Source organism: Idiomarina sp. (assembly GCF_019431395.1).
GTDB lineage: Bacteria > Pseudomonadota > Gammaproteobacteria > Enterobacterales > Alteromonadaceae > Idiomarina.
In genome coordinates, this window is record NZ_CP080268.1 from 129952 (window position 1) to 148457 (window position 18506).

Below are 18506 nucleotides of genomic sequence, written 5' to 3' on the forward strand. Positions count from 1 at the left end.
TCTGAGTATCTTTACTTTTTCTTAACCCTGGCTGAGGGCGAAGGCTGCGGCGGCTTCGGGCATATAACCATTGGCAACGGCCTTTTTGATTTGCTGAATTATCGGGTTAGCGGATAGTGAGCAGCCGGGTGTGCCGTTTATCCATTGTAATTCAGCCTGCGCGTAATCAAGTAATGGGTGCCAATTCGTCGGCGCAGTGTCAGTCAGCCAGCAGGCCCGAATATGCTGATGGCGAGCACTTACCCTGTCACGTTTATTGCTGGTACGAATCGCAGTAAAACTATTGTGTTGCCAAAATTTAGCTAATGTCGGGCTATACCCGAAACTCGTTCCCAGCGCTTCGCATTGATTATGCTTAGCCCAAGCCTTTACCTCAGCGATCAACGCCGAAGCATAATGGCGGCGGCGAAAATCCGGATGTACCGCAATGCGAGTGATGCGGCACCAGCGTGTTTTTAGCGCCCACGGTTGTTGCAGATAATAGCCGATAGCTTGTGGCAGCAAATTACCCGGCGGGCGCCGTTTGCCTTGTAGAATGGGCTTGCACAAATCGTCTTGCAGTGGCCCCTCCAATGCGTGCCAACACACGCCGATAACACGCTGCTCCTGATAAAGCAGGGTGATAAATTGACTGCTGTCATCCAGTAATAGGGCCAGATCGTTGGGGCTGCTTTGGTAATGCGCTTCAAGTAGCAGTTCAAATGCCTGATGCAGATCGGCTTCGGGTAAGTGGCGTGCCTGTGTTGTCAGCAGACCCTCATTCCGTGATGCGTCAGCGGGAGCTTTTGTTAGCAGCAGGGTTTGCTGTAACCAGCGCTCCAGCGGGTCATTAATGGGCCAGCGAATAGGTTGCTCTAAAGCGTGTTGCTGCACATTAGCCAAGTGCTCAGATGCCCATTGCGAAAAATGAATCGCAAAGCCGCGACCACAGCCCTCGTAGCCTTCCACTGTTGTGGCCATTAACCACGGGGTATAGTCATTACAAAGTTGCTGGATAGCCCATAAGGGCAGTCCCGCCGCTTCATCGATAACCAGTAGCGCATCAGCTTTTTTTTCTTTTAACAGTTTGTCCCAGGCGACAAATTGCACCTTAGGAGCTTTGTTAAGTAACACACGTGCATTGGCTTTACGTGGTGCGGTTACGACAACCCGGCGGTCAGGCTGGTGCTCTGACAGCTCTGCAATAGCCGCACCCAGAACATGACTTTTACCTCGCCCGCGGGGGGCGGTAACAATATGCACTGCAGCCGTATTGTTGAGCTCCTGGATTAACGTACGCTGCTGCGGCGTAGGTAACGCCGGTAGTTCGGAGGCTTGCGGCTGTTGTCCCTGAGGTGTCTGCTGCAATTCTGACCAGGCGCTTTTAAATCGCTGCCATATAGCCGACGTTGGGTGATTCCCGACTAATACCAGATAGCCGCCTGCTGTAATCGTGCCTGCTAAGGCTGCAATTGCATCAACATGGATAGAATTGGTGCAGTCTATAACAACGCACGGGTACTCGTGGCCTAAATAATCACGGTAACGGGACAGCGTAGCATCACCCTGTGACGGACTGTCTGATAATACTAAGCTAAGGTCGGTGGGAGCTGGCAGCAGTTGCTGCCAGCTGTTCATGTGGGTGGCAAAAATTAATTGGCGATAGCCTGTTGCTAACATTAAAACATGGCGTATTGAGGGCCAAAGAATTTAGCTAATACCGTATTGACAAAGACCACCGCCAAAATCAGCGGAATAAATGTGGTAATTGATACGCGTACGTACTTGGCCAAAAAGGTTGTCGGGTATTTGTGATTGCCATGAGTTAACTCTTGTTCCAGATTGCTGTTGCGCCAGTGCAACCACACAAACAAACAAATTAGCAGCCCGTTAAGTGGCAAAATAGTGTCATAAAAAACATCATAAATGAGATCAAACACTGATTTAGGCTGGCCGGCGTACTCTACAAACTCAGTAAAGGCCGGAATAAACCCGAACGAGGTCGCGGCAATAATGGTTAAAATGGTATTCGCAATAACCATAAATAACAGCGCTTTTTTACGGCTGGTTTTACGTTGCTCAATAATAGCTGCGGTTGGTACTTCCAAAATTGAAACCAGCGACGTGATAGCGGCAACAAAAGCCAATAAGAAGAAAACTGATGCCGCGACACTTGCTGCCACGTAGCCAATGCTGGCTTCCAGTTCCATAAAGATTTGCGGGAAGAACGAGAAAATCATACCAACCGATGACTCGCTTAATTCAGCGGGGTTGGTATCAGGATTGATGGCAAAGATTGCCGGTAGCGTCATTAAACCGGCAGTAAAGGCAACCGCGGTATCTGTAATGGCTACCAGCTTACCGGAAGTCACGATGTCGTCTGAGCGGCTAAAGTATGAGCCATAGGTAATGAGAATGCCCATACCTAAAGACAGCGAGAAGAATGCTTGTGATAGCGCGCCGCTGACTACCGAACCATCGATTTTAGAAAAGTCTGGTACCAGGTAAAATTGAATGCCCAACTCTGCGTTATCAAGCGACAATACAAAAATAACTAACAGAATCAGCATTACAAACAGGGCCGGCATTAGAAACTTAGCCGCCTTTTCTATGCCCTGACGCACACCACCCATCAAAATAAAGTTAATGACCAGCGTTACGGCAACTAAAAAACCGATAAACTTGTAATCGTTAACAAACTCACCAAAGTAACCGGGCTGTGCTAATTGTGCCAGATCGCCGGTTACGGCATAGAACAAATAGCCGAATATCCAAACGGTGATGACCATGTAAAAAATGGCAATCATAAAGGGCGTTAAAACAGCCAGGAAGCCGGCAAAACTCCAGAACTTTTTACCTCCGCCTAACTTGAGGTAAGAGCCTAACGGGTTTTTTTGCGCGTGACGGCCAAGCCCCATTTCGGCCAGCATGATCGGTAAACAAATAAATGCAACGAACAGCGCATATATAAGCAAGAATGCACCACCACCATTTTTGGTGGCTGCGACAGGGAACCCAACGAGGTTACCAATACCAACGGCGGAACCGGCGGCCGCCAGGATAAAGCCGATTTTAGAGCTAAATTGATCGCGTTGCTCGCTCATGGTCTTCCTTCTTTAATCGTTATTATTATCAGGCGCCATTATTTATCGTGCGCAGAAAATTCCAGCAATCCTAGCAAGGGGCTTGCGAGTCGGCAAGCGCGGCAAGATGCTTTATGCGATTAAAGGTGTAAAGCATGCGCTCAAACTGAATCCGGAAACTTCCAACTTTGCATTTCGATCAGGCGCGACGCGCAACGTTGAAAAGGAAACTTGAGGTGCTCGGCCTGGTAAAGCTCGTCAATGGGAACCGCGGCATTAATTAGCAACAAGCAACCGCGGTCATAGCATTCGTCCACTAGTGCAATAAAGCGACGGGCTTCGTTATCAAGCCGGCTCAGATGCAGCGACTGCTGCCGTTGGTAGCTGTCTTCAATCCCCTGTGCCGCAGCTTGTTCGGGGCCGGCACTAAATTGCGGCACGGCGTCGACCGCGATAACCTTAAATTGGTCGGCTAGCTCCATGTAATCGCGCTGACTACGAGGGCCTGAGCAGAGCTGCCAAAAATCAAAGCCGATTACCGTGTCATTGGGCCATAAGCAACGCAACGGTCGGTTCATGATAGTTATCAGCGAGTCGGTGGTGATGGTACCCGTTTGTTGTAACAACTTGGCAAGCGCGTTTTGATTGTCATTAACAAAAAAATACGGGCAATACTGATACTTAAGACGCCGGTAATCAACGCCAGAGTCGAGGTTAAGCACATTACATTGTTGTTCAAGCAGCTCAATAAATGGTTCGAATCGGTGACGCGCTAAACCGCCTCGGTACAACTCTTTTGGCGGTGTGTTGGAGGTGGTAACTAGTACGGTGTTGTTGTTAAACAATGCAGTCCAAAGCGTAGCTAACAGCATGGCGTCGCCAATATCCTCGACAATGAATTCATCCAGGCAAATAACGCGGTAGCGCTGTGACCATTGTTCAGCAACCTGAATTAACGGGTTTTCCTCGCCTTCATATCGATTCAACTGCGCATGCACTTCCCGCATAAAATGATGGTAGTGCATGCGCACCTTGGCGGTTATGGGAAGTTGCTGGAAAAATAAATCCATCAGCATCGATTTGCCGCGACCGACGGGGCCGAAAATGTAGAGGCTGTTTACTGACTGATTATTGCTGAGCGCCTGTGATACGGCGTCCAGTGCCTCGACTGCCGCCAGTTGATTGCTATCTGAAGTCAGATTTTGTTGCTGACAAAGTTTTTTGTAGGCGGATTGCAGCATCGTAGTCTTTAAGAAAAAGTAAAAAAACGGCCGGCAGAGGATGCCGGCCAAACTCGTAGCTAGTGAACAGCCATTAATACATCATGCTGTACAAGGTTCTACGCGCGCGTGATGCGAGCGGATCACCATCGGGGAGAGCATTGATAATATCCAATGCAAAACGTTTTGCATCCGCATTTGCGGGATCTTTACGCATCACAAAAAATGCCTGATCCAGCGCTTCTTCGTCACGATGTGCCTGTTGCAGGGCAAGTGCGAGTTTTAGACGCGTATCATAGTCGTCTGGCTGAGTTTCGACATGCTCCTGTAAATTTCTTATCTCCGGCGAATCCGCAGCCTCTTCTGCTAATTCGATTTTACTCATTAAGCGCTGATAGTCGTTGTCTTGTTCCACCATAGGAATTGCCGCGGCTAACTCTTTAGCCTGGTCTAAACGGCCATGGTCGACAGCGGCTTCGGCTAACAATTTAATCGCCTGCATATTGCCACTATCGAGGTCGTAGGCTTGCTTGGCAAAGGTGTAAGCGTCGGCTGCATTACCCTCACCCAGTGCCTGTTGCGCTTGTTTTAAATATTCATCAGCCGGGCTTGGCAAATGTTTGCTGAGCATTTCTTTAATTTCAGTCTCGGATTTTACCCCGCCGAAGCTATCCAGTGGCTGACCATCCTTAAAAAATGCAACAGTCGGCAGGCTGCGAATACCAAACTGCATGGCAAGTTCCTGCTGATCGTCACAGTTAATTTTAGCCAGTGTAACTTGGTCGGGATATTGGCTCGCGATACGTTCCAGAATTGGCATTAATTGCTTGCAGGGCTCACACCAGTCGGCCCAAAAATCGATAATAACGAGTTTTTCTTTTGAACCTTCCAGCAACACCTGTTGGAAATTCTGCAGTGTTACGTCGATGATATTGTCAGCTGCCATAACCAGCGCCTGCTCCCTTTAATTGCTGCTAATCGCGTTGTTAATTAAAGATATGCTGGCGCTGGTAGCAAAATTCAATGGCTAGTCAGCTAAACCAGGACAAAAGTTTGTCTTTTAGTTTGCTGTATGGCGGGTAGCGCAGCGCTACATCCAGGATAAAGCGTCGGGTCATGACCGGTTTTAAATGGCTGAATGTGTCGAAACCGAATTTGCCGTGATAGCGCCCCATGCCACTGCGACCAACGCCGCCAAATGGCATTTCGTCATTTAACATGAACATCAAGGTATCGTTGTAGCAAACATTACCCGCAGCGATGTGGCGAGTAAACTGGCTCAAGGTTCGTTGGTTTTTGCTAAATGCATATAACGCCAGTGGTTTAGGCTTGGCATTAATTATCTCGATAGCCTGGTTGGCAGAATCTATCGGAACAATGGGTAAGATCGGGCCAAAAATCTCATCAGTCATCAACGGGTGATCATTAGCCACATTGGTTACCAGGGTTGGTGCCAGGTAGTTATCTTTGCCCGAACTATCACCGCCAAAGGCAATAGTTTGCCCTTCAAGCAGGCCGACCAGCCGTTGATGGTGCTGACTATGAATAATACGCCCGTAGTCATCGCTGTGCTGCGGCTCATCACCGTAAAACTCGGTAATGGCGCGTTTAAGTGCATTGATAAGTTGATCCTGTACCGAGGACTCAACCAGCAAATAGTCGGGGGCGATGCAGGTTTGCCCTGCATTTAAAAACTTACCCCAGACAATGCGTCGGGCTGTTACGGCTAAATCACAGTCGGCCATAACGACAGCGGGACTTTTGCCGCCCAATTCCAGCGTTACCGGGGTTAGATTAGGAGCGGCAGCCGCTAAAATTGAGCGTGCGGCATTTTCGCCACCGGTATAAAAAATATGGTCAAAGGGTAATTGGGTTAACTCGGCAGAAACCTGAACATCGCCGGTGACTATTTTAAATGCTGAGCTATCCAGATAGTCGGGCAAATGCCTGGCAATGACCGTAGCAACCTCTGATGCGTGTTCTGAGGGCTTAATGATGGCGCAGTTGCCTGCTGCAATTGCAGCAATAAGTGGTGCTAACAACAATTGCACCGGATAATTCCAGGCGCCAAGGATCAAAACGGTTCCTAAGGGCTCAGGAACAAGCTCGCTTTTGGCCGGCCAGGCAAGCATTGGAGTGCCCACCTTGCGGGGCTTGGCCCAGCGGTTGATATGTTTCAGCGTGTGCTTTATGTCAGTTAATAAAAACTGCAGTTCGGTCAGGCGGGCTTCACTGGGGTGTTTACCTAAATCTGTGCGCAAAGCCTCTAATAACGGCGCTTCTTGCTCAACAAGAAATTGACGCAACTGTTGTAGTTGTTGTTTACGCCAGGACACCGGGCGGGTTAGCCCGGTGTGGTAGGTGTGATTTAATTCATCTAACAGATTATGCCATGTGTTCATCCGAGTCCGCCGAGGGTCACCGTTTTAATTTCCAGGTACTCATCTATACCGTATTTTGACCCTTCGCGTCCAACCCCGGACTCTTTGATACCGCCAAAAGGGTTGTAAGCATGCGAAATACCACCGGTATTAACACCAACCATGCCGTATTCAAGGGCTTCGCTGACACGGAATATGCGAGCGGTATCTTTGGCGGCAAAGTATGAAGCTAATCCAAATGGCGTATCGTTGGCTTTGTTAATGGCTTCTTCTTCGGTCTCGAAGGTACTGATGGCAATTACCGGCCCGAAGATTTCGTCATTGTTGATATCCATCTCTGTTGTTACGCCGCTCAATACCGTAGGGGCATAGAACAGGTTACCTAAATCGGTGAGTACTTCACCACCGGTTTCGATAGTTGCGCCATCCGACTTAGCTGACAATACCAAACGTTGCACTTTGTCGACCGCATCCTGATCAATCAATGGGCCTAATTCGACGCCTTCTTTATCGCCCGGACCGACTTTAAGTGCGTTAACCTTAGTGGTTATTGCTTTGACAAAATCGTCTTTAACTTTCTCATCGACCAACACGCGGTTAGCCGCAATACAGGTTTGTCCTGCGTTACGGAACTTGCAGGCCATTAACTGCTCTGCGGCAGCATTTACATCGGCATCGTCAAACACAATAAAGGGTGCATTACCACCAAGTTCAAGCGATATTTTCTTGACGTTTTCGGAGCACTGCTGCATTAGCACTTTGCCAACACCGGTTGAGCCGGTGAATGATAGTTTTCTGACCTTTTCGGAGGTGGCGAGTATTTTACCCACGGTTTTAGCATCACTCGTAGGAATTAGGTTAATCACGCCGTCAGGAATACCCACCTCGCTGGCTAACTGCGCTAATGCCAGACTCGAGAGTGGCGTTAACTGCGGCGGCTTAACCACAATGGTGCAACCGGCAGCGAGTGCTGGCGCAATTTTACGGGTAATCATCGCATTAGGAAAATTCCATGGCGTAATAGCTGCACAGACGCCGATCGGCTGCTTCGTCACTAATACGCGTTTGCTATTGTCAGCAACGGGTAAAATATCACCATCGATACGTTCTGCTTCGCTGGCGAACCAGTCAACAAAGCTGGCACCGTACTCGACTTCGCCGGCTGCCTCAGCGACCGGTTTGCCTTGCTCAGCACTCATTAGTTCAGCCAGTGCTTGTTTGTTATCCATCATGGCCTGGTACCACTTACGTAACAGGTCGGCGCGCTCTTTGGCCGTCTTTTTTGACCATTTTGCTAATGCCGTCTCGGCTACGTTAATGGCGCGATGGGTCAAATCCTCACCGGCGTCGGCAACCTCGGCAATGACTTCACCGGTAGCCGGGTTAGTGACCTTAAAGCGGTTATCGGTGGGAACCCAGTGCCCTTCAATAAAACAATCCGTTTTTGTAAGCGATGACATAGAATGCGCTGACATAGTGCCTCCTTCCTAAAAGTATCTAGTATTAATGTAGGCAATAAAGTGTGTATTGGTTCAACTTTTTCGAAAAAACTATGCTTACCTCAGGGCAACGGTAGATTTAGCTTGTAGTTGCGATAAAAGTGCGTATAATGCGCACTTCTTCAAGGAAATCCGCTTTAACCCGTAATGAAACGGGCATCTAGAGGCTGCGGTAACCCTTGATTCGTGGGGTTGAGCGCCTGATTCCAGAGAGTAATTTCAACATCTTGCACACGCACAGCGTGCGCTATCGTTGCGCTTATCATTGATTCCTGTCGCCGGGCCGAACCCCTTTTTTTAGTTGTATGTTTGCTTATGGCAAACAGGAATGAGTGAGTAATTCATGTCAAATTCTAATTCTGTCATGTCGTTTGCCGACATGTCTCTGCCGACTACTGTATTAAACCAACTGGAAAAGCTCGGTTTTAGCCAGCCTACGCCTATTCAGCAGCAATCTATTCCTGCGCTACTAGACGGTAAAGACGTGCTAGGCGAAGCGCAAACGGGGACCGGTAAAACAGCGGCATTTGGTTTGCCTGCACTTGCAGCGATCGATCCGAGTGTGCGTCAGACCCAGGTGTTGGTAGTTACACCGACGCGTGAGCTAGCCATTCAGGTGGCTGAAGCCATGGAAAGCTTTGCCCAGCAAATTAAAGGCGTAGAAGTTGCAACTGTTTATGGCGGTTCTGCGTTTGGACCACAGATCCAGGCTCTTAAAAAGGGCACCGCAGTGGTTGTCGGCACGCCCGGTCGTCTTATCGACTTGCTCAACAAAAATGTGTTGAAGCTTGATGGTTTGCGTGTCGCGGTATTAGATGAAGCCGATGAAATGTTAAACATGGGCTTTATCGAAGACATCGAAACTATTTTGAGCAAGGTTCCGGAAACCGCACAGCGTGCGTTGTTCTCGGCGACTATGCCAACTGCTATTCGTAAATTGGCAAAAACCTACTTGACCGATCCGCTTAATATTCAAATCGAAGCGATTGCACGCGAAAAAGCGACTATTAAGCAAAAAGCCTGGAAGGTTGCCGGTTTAACTAAGATGACGGCACTTACGCGTTTATTAGAAGTAACGCCTTATCAGCGTGCGCTAATTTTCGTGCGCACTCGCCAGGACACCATGGATGTTGCAGAACTACTGCAGCGCTCGGGTTTTAAAGCATCACCATTAAGTGGTGACTTAAACCAGTCACAGCGCGAGCAGACAGTAGCACAGTTGCGTAGTGGTCATATCGAAATTCTGGTTGCAACTGATGTGGTAGCTCGAGGTCTTGATGTGCCAGAGATTACCCATGTTATCAACTACGACTTGCCGGGCGATACTGAATCTTATGTTCACCGTATTGGCCGCACCGGCCGCGCCGGTCGTGAAGGCGAAGCGATTTTGTTTTTCCGCCCGAAAGAGCGCCACTTGTTGCGTCACTACGAACGTTTAACTAACTCGTCAATTGAGTACTTTGAAGTACCCAGCGCGCAGCAGTTGAGTGAGCACCGTCAGCAGCAGTTACTGTCGACAATGCAAGCGACACTGGAGCAGGAAAATCATCAGCCGGTTGAGCAGTTACTGCAAAAATGGCTGACTGAGAGCGAGCTTAGCGCAGAGCAGATCGCATTGGCATTGCTGAAGCAACAACATAAACAGCGTCCATTGTTCCTGAAAGAAGATCGTCCGGTACGTGAACGTGCTGAGCGCAAGGACCGAGCTGACCGTGGTGATCGTAAAAAGGCACGCGGGCCGCGTCCGACAGATGCCGATTTTGATACCTACAAAATTCAGGTTGGCCGCGAACACGGTGCACGTCCGGGCGATATCGTTGGTGCAATAGCTAACGAAGCATCAATGGACAGTCGCTTTATCGGGCAAATTCAATTGTTTGACCAACACTCGTTAGTGCAGCTGCCAAAAGGTTTGCCGGGCGAGGTTGTTAAAGTATTGAAGCGGGCTCGTGTACGCCAGCAGCCGATGTCGTTGGAATTGACCTCAGAGCAGGTAAAACGTGCACCTCGCCCACCACGTGGACGTGACGGTGGGCGTGACAGTGCGCCTCGCGGTGGTCGCCGTGACAACGGTCGTCGTGGCCAGGGCGCAGCACGTCGGTTTAACTAAACGGCTGCAACCCGCACGCCCGTGTTAAACGGTTGTATTAAGGTAACGTGGCCGGATGCTCCACCTGGATCATCCGGTCAATATCAAATCCCCATTCATTCGCTTTAGCCAGCGCATAGTCAATATCGCTTTGCTCAACGTCAGGAGAGCGGGCTAACAGCCAGAAGTATTCCGTTGAATCGCTGGTGACTATAGCCATTTGATAGTCCTCATCCAGCCAGCTGACATAGTAACCACCGTAAAAAGGCCAGAAGAAAGTAACCTGGTAGGCTGCATGCATGCCTTCGACGGGTTCAGCTTTGCCAATAGCTGTTTGCCACTCTTTATCGTTGGTATGCCAGCCGCGGTTGGTAACCTCGAGCGTGTTATCGGCGTTAAGCCGATATTCTGCGGTAACGGCAATCAGGTTTTGCTCAAAGCCGTGGGGCATACGTAAAATTTCATACCATTTGCCCAGATAACGTTCGGCGCTAAATTGTTGCACCGGTGGTGCCACCGGAGTCGGCTCCGAACTACAGGCGAGTAAGGTAAAAGTAGTCGCCAGCGCGATAATAAGTTTTTTCATCAATGACATCCTTGGCTAAAACGGGTTACAACTGCTCGATATTATCAAGGTAATGATCAGCCTGCTGGAGTAATTCAGATTGCTCTTGCGGGCTTTTCTTGTGCCACAGAGAATACATCATCCCCATGCGGTGGTTGCTCTTGAAGCGTTGCTCGTGACGGCTGAGGAAGTGCCAGTACAAACTATTAAACGGACAGGCTTTGTCACCAGTTTTAATAGACTTGCTGTAGTAGCAATCACCGCAATAATGGCTCATCTTATCAATATAATTGGCACTGGACACATAAGGCTTGGTTGCCAGTATGCCGCCATCAGCATATTGACTCATGCCGCGCGTATTGGGTAACTCTACCCACTCGATGGCATCGATGTAAATGCCTAAGTACCAGGCATCGACCTCATCAGGCGCAATCCCTGCCAACAATGCGAAGTTGCCGGTAATCATCAGACGTTGAATATGATGCGCATAGGCATAATCGAGCGATTGCTGCACACAGTTTTTAATGCAGTTCATCTGCGTATCGGCATCCCAAAAATAATGCGGCAAGCTACGCTGATGTTGTAATTGGTTGTTATTCTTATAGTGCGGCATAAAGTGCCAGTAAATACCGCGGATATACTCTCGCCAGCCTATAATCTGGCGAACAAAACCTTCGACCTGGTTTAATGCAATTTCGTCGTCGCTTGCCTTCCAATAATCAATAGCCGTGGTAACGACTTCGAGTGGGCTGAGCATTTTACAGTTAAGCGCAAATGACAAACGAGAATGATAGAGCGTCCAGCTGGACGAATGCAGAGAACTTAGCGACATTGCATCTTGGTATGTGCCAAAATGCGGTAGTAAGTGCTCACAAAAGTAGTGCAGAAGCTGGCGCGCTTGCTTTCTCGAGGTCGGCCACAAAAACTGCCGGGCACTGACAGTGCCCATCATGCTGACGTTTTGTTGCTCAAGCATGGCGTCTATGTCGGAAACATCATTTGCAAATAACAGAGGCTCAGGTACGCTCTGTTTTTTGGGGATTTTCTTGCGGTTTTCGCCATCAAAATTCCACTGCCCGCCAACCGGCTTGTCGCCGTCCATTAACAGGCCCAGGCGCCGCCGCATATGACGATAAAAGGCTTCCATAAGTAGCGACTGGTCATCGTCAAAGATTTTCGCCAGCGAATCGCGCCGGGTAATAAAGTGCTCGCTATCAAACCACTCGATAGTAATATCGTTAGCGCCGGCCCATGAACGTAGTTGGTGATCTAAACGGTATTCGTCAGGCAACTGAATTTGTAGTTGAGCATTGGGATACTGGTTAAGGATCGTCTGTAAGTTTTGGGTCAGCGAGCCACTATTATTTTTATCATCCAGCCGCAGATAGCGAATATTAAATGACTTTTGTTGCAGCGCCTGCGCAAAATTTCGCATTGCGGCAAAAAATGCCAGTACTTTTTGGCGGTGGTGTTTTACGTAGTCGGTTTCCTGCGCTAGTTCCATCATCACGTAAAGTGAATCTTCAGCGTCCTGCTGATACCAACTATGGGATGCATTAAGCTGATCACCGAGGATCAGCCGAATATAGCGAAAGTCGTGCTTAGTCATCGTTTTGATCGTGGCTGTCTCCGTTTAGATCCAGCTCTGTCACCGGTTTATCGGGCTTAGCATAACTTAGACGACACAAGGATTGCGTTGCGTGGTAGCGGTCGAGTCCCGATACCGCAACGGTTTCCAGTGCCTCGATGTCAATAAAGCCATCGCTGTGAATTGCTTTTTCATCGGTGCGCACCCATTGGATCTCGCCAATAACAAATTCGGTACCGTTGTGCGTGATACTGGCAACCTCGACGAGTTTTACGCCCATCGATAAGCGGCTTTCTTCAACATAAGGCGCGTGAAAACCATCGTAATGCGCGGGGGTCAATCCGGTTTCCGCAAATTCAGACTGGTCACGGTCGTAACGTGCCGAGGTTTGGTGTGCCTGCTTAACGATACCGCGATGAACGTGATTTACCGTGTAAACACCCGTTTCTTCAATGTTTTCGAGTGTGTGCCGGTCGACCGAGTGCGGGCGCATGATAAAGCCTATCAACGGCGGGTTTGCGCCCAGGTGTACCACAGAACTTATAATCGCTAGATTGTCCTCGTTGCGGCGGTTACTGGTTCCGATGAGGTTAGCGCTCTTAAAACCTGACAACGAGTTAATGAATTTAACCCGTTCGCGGTTTTCCATAGCGGCGAGTTGTTGTTGGTCAAAATGCTGCATGAAGTTACCCGTTTTGGTTTTTAATAAATAACTAATACGATCTATTTAAGCAAGCAGATCTGATAGTTAAAAATGGCAATTTATGGCATCATTCGTTCCAGCTGAGTAGAGAGGAATGTTATGAACAACACCACTGAACAAGTTAACGTCCTGTGTATTAAATGGGGCAATAAATACGGCGCTGACTATGTCAACACGCTGTATTCAATGGTTAGCCGGAATTTGAGTCGACCGTTTCGTTTTGTCTGTCTGACCGATGATAACGAAGATATCCGGGAAGAAGTCGAGGTTAAACCTATTCCCAAAATTGGCTTTGAAGACTTTGACAATCAGGTTGCCTGGACAAAAGCCCATGGCTGGTTAAAACTGACTTGCTTCGCAAACCCGCTGCATGACCTGCAGGGACAGACGCTGTTCCTGGATCTGGATATTGTGATCGTGGGTAGTCTTGATGAATTTTTTGAGCCAGCGGGTGACTTTCTGGTTATCAAAGAATGGGATAAGTCTGACGCGACCGGGAATACCTCAGTCTTTCGCTTCGAAGCCGGCGCTCATGAGGATGCATTGGATTATCTTAAGGCAGATCCTGAAAAAGCAACCGAGCCTGTACGTAATGAACAGGAGTATATTACTCAGTTCGTGGACCGTCAGGGCAAATTGAAATACTGGCCTGCTGAATGGTGCAGAAGCTTTAAGCGGCATTGTTTACGACCTTTCCCGCTCAGTTTCTTTCAGCAGCCACGGATACCTGAAGGCGCGAAAGTCATTATTTTCCATGGTAAACCTCATCCGGATGATGCGGTGCGCGGTAAGAGCGGCAAATGGTATCGTAAGGTATTACCTACGCGCTGGATCGCTGAATACTGGCGTTAACTATGTGGCTGCGACTCTATTCGGTGTTAATGACTGTTTTAACACCGTTATTGCTACTCTATTTTATTGCTCGAAGCCGCAAAGACAGTGGTTATCGCGAGCATTTAAGCGAGCGCCTGGGTCTTATCAGCCGCGAAAAAGAAAGTCAGGGCGGACTGTTACTACACAGTGTATCGGTGGGCGAAACCTTGGCAGCACGGCCGCTTATTACCCGGCTTCTGCAACAGCAGCCTAACCTTGCTATCACCATCAGTTGTATGACACCGACAGCACGGCGGTTAATCGAACAGCATTTTGGCGACGCGGTGCGTTGTGTGTACTTTCCTCTCGACAATCCGTATGCAGTAAAACAGTTTATTCAGCGGCTGGCACCCACCGCGGTGTGGCTAATGGAGACTGAACTGTGGCCTCGTTTTATGGCGGAATTGAGGCACCGGGGTATTGCCGTTGCAATGCTTAATGCGCGCCTGTCCAAACGATCAGCGGCCGGCTACCGAAAAGTGCACTCGTTATTGTCTGTTTGCTGGAGGCAACTAGCGGCAGTAAGCGCACAAACCAGAGCAACCCAACTACGCATGCGGGCGTTAGGCGCAAATAAAGTTTTTGTCGACGGTAATCTTAAGTTTGATATTGCGCTCACAAAAGCACAGCAGCTCAAAACTGAGCAGTTTTTTGCACAGGTTACAGGGCGGCCGATAATACTCTGTGCAAGTACACATCCGGGTGAGCACGAAGTCGCAATTGATGCGTACCAACAGTTAGTCAAACAATTTAGCGATATTGTCTTTATCATTGCGCCGCGTCACCCCGAGCAATTTAACTCTGTGAGTCAACTGCTTGTTGAGCGACAAATTTCTTTTGTGCGTCGCAGTCAAATCGAAAGCTTCCCTGCTGAGCAGACATTTTTATTGGCAGACTCAATGGGCGATATGTTAATGCTGAGTGCGGGCGCTGACATGGCGTTTGTCGGAGGCAGCTTAATTGAGCGCGGCGGACACAATCCGTTAGAGCAAATTGCAGCTGATTGCGCGGTACTTAGCGGCCGCTCGGTTTATAACTTTAACGAAGTTTATGCAGCGTTAAATCGGGTAAAGGGTATACGTTGGGTGGATGATTGCGATACGCTACGCGATCAATTTTTAGCTCTGCTTACAGACAAGCAGGCGTTGCAACAACAAAAACACAACGCCAGCGCAGTGCTACAACAACACAAAGGGGCGACGTTACGCATGTTGGAACGTGCAACGGACGCCACTTTAACAGGAAATTTCATGGTAAAAACTCAGACAGACGGTAAAGAATTCATAAAATTTGATTCAGCAGTTTTACCCGAGTGTGAAGCAAAGCATTTTTCACCACGCTACTGGCAACAGCAAAAAGCTATCGCTGGCAATTCTACAGGCCGTGCAACGGTTTGGTTTATTCAGCAGGGCGATCACGGCATGTTGTTGCGTCACTATTATCGTGGTGGACTGGTAGGAAAAGTTAATAAAGACCGTTTTTGGCGCGAACCAGAACAGCAAAGTCGGGCAATAAAAGAGTTTGATTTGCTTACACAGTTAGTGGAAAAGGGGCTGCCTGTACCAAAGCCGATTGCTGCACGAATGATTAAAACCGGCTTGTTTAGTTATCGTGCCGATATTTTAGTCGAGGTTATACCCGGTGCAGTGGATGTCTTTCGGTTGTTGCGCGAACGACAACTGCCGGCAAAGCAGTGGCATGCATTAGGCGCTGTCGTCCGTCGCATGCACGACGAAAACGTCTATCACTCGGATCTAAATTGCCACAATCTGATGCTTGATGACCATGACAGTCCATGGATTGTTGATTTTGATAAGTGTGGCTTTAAAGAAAACGGACAATGGAAGCAAGAGAACCTGGCACGATTAAAGCGCTCTCTGCTTAAAGAAAAAGCCAGGAACGAAACCTTCTATTGGAAGCAAGAACGTGATTGGCCTGAGTTTTTAACGGGTTACGAAACGAGCTGATGGCGCTTAGCTAATAAAAAAGCCTGTTCAGCGCGCTGAACAGGCTTTTTTTGTTTTACTTGCTTTTGCTGGTATGAACTAGTCGCGGATTTGGCCGTTACCAGTTACCACAAACTTTTCTGTTGTCAGCGCTTGTAAACCCATGGGTCCATAAGCATGCAACTTACTGGTTGAGATACCAATTTCAGCACCAAGCCCTAACTGACCACCATCAGAGAAACGAGATGAGGCATTCGCCATGGTTACCGCTGAATCGATTTCACGAATAAAGCGTTTAGCCGTATCCTGGTTTTCGGTCACGATAACTTCAGTGTGTCCGCTACCAAACTGCTGGATGTGATCAGCAGCGGCATCAAAATCGTCCACTGTGCGAATCGCAATTTCTAAGGCTAAATATTCTTCGCCAAAGGCATCATCAGCAATTTCATCAGCGCCATCAAAATAACCGACTGAACGTTTGTCTGCATGAATGGTTACGCCTTTTTCAGCCAGTGCTTTTGCCGCCATTGGCAAGAACGTTTCGGCAACGTCCTGATGTACCAATAAGCCTTCCAGAGCGTTACAAACACCGGTACGCTGGGTTTTACCATTTAACAGTATCGCCAGTGCTTTATCTAAGTCTGCGTCTTTATCCACATACAGATGGCAGACGCCTTTGTAATGCTGGATAACCGGAATTTTGCTGGTATCACTGACATAATGGATAAGACCTTCGCCGCCGCGAGGAATAACCAGATCGATGTAGTCTTTTTGCTGCAACAGCTCGGTCATTAATTCACGGTCAGGCGTAGGAACGACGGTAATTACGTCTTTCGGCAAGCCGCTTTGTTCCAGCGCTTCGTGCAATGCATCGGCAATCGCCTTGCTGCTCTCGATCGCTTCCCGACCACAGCGTAAGATCACCGCGTTACCTGATTTAAAACACAATGCGCCGGCATCTGCAGTGACGTTTGGACGCGCTTCATAAATCATAGCGATAACGCCCAGAGGAATACGCATTTTTTCAATTTTGAGGCCGTTAGGGCGCTCTTCAAGCACGTAGCTGTCACCGACCGGATCGCTAAGTTCGATAATTTCTTCTATCGCAGATGCCATGCCTTCGACACGGTCATCGTCTAGCTGCAAACGATCCATCATGGCGTCACTTAGGCCTTTTTCTTTGCCGGCTACCATGTCTTTTTCGTTAACGGCTAAAATCTTATCTTTGTGGCTACGGATTGCGTCAGCCATTTTTTGTAAAACCTTGTTTTTGTCATGCTCTGACAAGGTTGCTACCGCACGCGCGGCTTTAGCGGCGCGTTGGGCAATTTCTGTTGCTAACTGCTGGCTCATGAATCCTCCAAAATCATTAAATCATCGCGATGAATTACTTCAGTAATCGGGCTGTAACCGAATTGCTCGGCAATGTCTTCGGTTTGCTGGCCCTTAATGTGCAGCAGCTCGTGCGAACTGTATTGGCAAATGCCTTTAGCCAGCGCATCGGTGTTGTTTGCGCTGCGCACGAGTACCGCATCACCGCGGTCAAAGTCGCCTTGAACATCAACAATGCCGGAGCTCAATAGCGACGCTCCGTTTTCCATTAACGCTTTTTCTGCACCTTCGTCGATTAGAATCTCGCCTTGGGCGACAAGCGTATGTCTTAACCAATGTTTTTTATTGCTGATTGGATCAGATTGGCGACGGAAAAGTGTTCCTGGTATTTCGCCCTGTAACAGCGATTCAAACGTCTCGCCTTTGCGGCCATTGACAATATAGGTATCAATGCCGTGAGAAGTTGCTTTTTCGGCCGCTTCGACTTTGGTACGCATACCGCCTGTCCCTACGGCACTCACTGACCCGCCAGCGAGCGAGAAAATGCTTTCGTCAATTTGCTCAACCACGGGAATCTTCTTAGCGTCCGGGTTAAGGTTAGGGTCTGCGTCATACAAGCCATCAATGTCTGAGCAGATAAACAGTGCATCTGCGTCAACCAGGGTAGCAATCATTGCTGACAGGTTATCGTTGTCACCCACTTTCATTTCGTCAGTAGCGAGCGCGTCGTTCTCGTTTACGACGGGCAAAACATTGTGCTCTAACAATCTGTTTAACGTATTTTTGATGCTCACGTAACGTGCGCGGTCACGCAAGTCGCTGTGGGTCATCAAAAGCTGCGCGCAGGGGAAATCAAAAAAGCGCGACCAATACCCCATCATTTCATTCTGTCCAACGGCTGACATCGCTTTGCGAACAGCAACCGGAACTTTCTTATGTTCGAAGTGAATGTGCTTTCGTCCGGCGGCAACACTGCCCGAGGAAACTAGCACGACCTCTTGGCCTCGTTCACGACACTCGTTAATAAACCGAGCGATGGGAAGTAAGTATTTGGTACTTACTCCGGTTTCATCTGGCGCGATGAGCGCACTGCCTACTTTAAGTACGGCTCTTCGCCAGGATGGCGCTTTCATAAAGACTCCCTTTTGTTGAATTCGTTAGTAGTCTAACAGAATCGACAGCGAAGCTCCAGTAACGCTCATAACCTGAAACTATTGTCAATATTTTAGTCAATAATTTAGCTTTTGG

General features: G+C 48.6%; 14 protein-coding genes. 3 read left to right on the forward strand and 11 right to left on the reverse strand.

The genetic code is table 11. The annotated features are described in order from the left end of the window. Window positions 1–21: 21 nt before the first annotated feature. The 6 genes from KZ771_RS00610 to KZ771_RS00635 form a co-directional block, all read right to left on the reverse strand. Complete coding sequence (locus KZ771_RS00610) at window positions 22–1659, reverse strand: GNAT family N-acetyltransferase (RefSeq protein ID WP_290654058.1); 1638 nt, start codon at window positions 1657–1659, stop codon at window positions 22–24. Beyond that, complete coding sequence (locus KZ771_RS00615; RefSeq protein WP_290570144.1) at window positions 1659–3083, reverse strand: sodium-dependent transporter; 1425 nt, start codon at window positions 3081–3083, stop codon at window positions 1659–1661. The genes KZ771_RS00610 and KZ771_RS00615 overlap by 1 nt, the downstream gene beginning before the upstream one ends. Before the next feature lie 140 nt (window positions 3084–3223). Continuing rightward, window positions 3224–4303 carry a cell division protein ZapE gene (gene zapE, locus KZ771_RS00620; RefSeq protein WP_290654059.1) on the reverse strand — a complete coding sequence of 360 codons (1080 nt, stop codon included), beginning with the start codon at window positions 4301–4303 and terminating at the stop codon, window positions 3224–3226. 73 nt (window positions 4304–4376) lie between these two features. Continuing rightward, the gene (trxA, locus tag KZ771_RS00625; RefSeq protein ID WP_290570148.1) at window positions 4377–5228 is read right to left on the reverse strand and encodes a thioredoxin; all 852 of its coding nucleotides are present in this window, start codon (window positions 5226–5228) and stop codon (window positions 4377–4379) included. A gap of 85 nt (window positions 5229–5313) precedes the next feature. Continuing rightward, window positions 5314–6684 (reverse strand): aldehyde dehydrogenase family protein, encoded by a 1371-nt coding sequence (locus tag KZ771_RS00630; protein ID WP_290654060.1) that lies wholly within the window; start codon window positions 6682–6684, stop codon window positions 5314–5316. Continuing rightward, entirely contained in the window at window positions 6681–8123 is a 1443-nt protein-coding gene (locus tag KZ771_RS00635; protein WP_290654796.1) for an NAD-dependent succinate-semialdehyde dehydrogenase, read from the reverse strand. Before KZ771_RS00635 ends, KZ771_RS00630 begins: the two co-directional genes overlap by 4 nt. 382 nt (window positions 8124–8505) lie before the next feature. On the opposite strand from KZ771_RS00635, the gene KZ771_RS00640 reads away from it, so the two are divergent. Beyond that, a complete protein-coding gene (locus KZ771_RS00640; protein WP_290654061.1) occupies window positions 8506–10272 on the forward strand; it encodes a DEAD/DEAH box helicase in 1767 nt (588 codons plus the stop codon). 37 nt (window positions 10273–10309) lie between these two features. Here the strand turns inward: KZ771_RS00640 and KZ771_RS00645 are convergent, their stop codons facing one another. From KZ771_RS00645 to KZ771_RS00655, 3 genes are read right to left on the reverse strand one after another with little or no spacing between them, the layout of a single operon-like run. After that, a complete protein-coding gene (locus tag KZ771_RS00645) occupies window positions 10310–10837 on the reverse strand; it encodes a lipocalin family protein (protein ID WP_290570154.1) in 528 nt (175 codons plus the stop codon). 25 nt (window positions 10838–10862) lie between these two features. Then, on the reverse strand, window positions 10863–12425 hold the full coding sequence (locus KZ771_RS00650) for a cryptochrome/photolyase family protein (RefSeq protein ID WP_290570156.1): 1563 nt from the start codon (window positions 12423–12425) through the stop codon (window positions 10863–10865). Then, window positions 12418–13086: a flavin reductase family protein gene (locus tag KZ771_RS00655; protein ID WP_290570158.1), complete on the reverse strand. Its 669-nt coding sequence runs from the start codon at window positions 13084–13086 to the stop codon at window positions 12418–12420. Before KZ771_RS00655 ends, KZ771_RS00650 begins: the two co-directional genes overlap by 8 nt. A gap of 120 nt (window positions 13087–13206) precedes the next feature. On the opposite strand from KZ771_RS00655, the gene KZ771_RS00660 reads away from it, so the two are divergent. After that, window positions 13207–13959: a glycosyltransferase gene (locus tag KZ771_RS00660; RefSeq protein WP_290570160.1), complete on the forward strand. Its 753-nt coding sequence runs from the start codon at window positions 13207–13209 to the stop codon at window positions 13957–13959. Between the two features lie 2 nt (window positions 13960–13961). After that, on the forward strand, window positions 13962–15947 hold the full coding sequence (locus KZ771_RS00665; RefSeq protein WP_290570162.1) for a 3-deoxy-D-manno-octulosonic acid kinase: 1986 nt from the start codon (window positions 13962–13964) through the stop codon (window positions 15945–15947). A 78-nt stretch (window positions 15948–16025) separates the two neighbouring features. Here KZ771_RS00665 and KZ771_RS00670 read toward each other — a convergent pair whose 3' ends face one another. Beyond that, window positions 16026–17279 (reverse strand): glutamate-5-semialdehyde dehydrogenase, encoded by a 1254-nt coding sequence (locus KZ771_RS00670; RefSeq protein WP_290570163.1) that lies wholly within the window; start codon window positions 17277–17279, stop codon window positions 16026–16028. Then, window positions 17276–18391 carry a glutamate 5-kinase gene (gene proB / locus KZ771_RS00675; protein ID WP_133539605.1) on the reverse strand — a complete coding sequence of 372 codons (1116 nt, stop codon included), beginning with the start codon at window positions 18389–18391 and terminating at the stop codon, window positions 17276–17278. The genes KZ771_RS00670 and proB overlap by 4 nt, the downstream gene beginning before the upstream one ends. Between the last annotated feature and the right edge of the window lie 115 nt (window positions 18392–18506).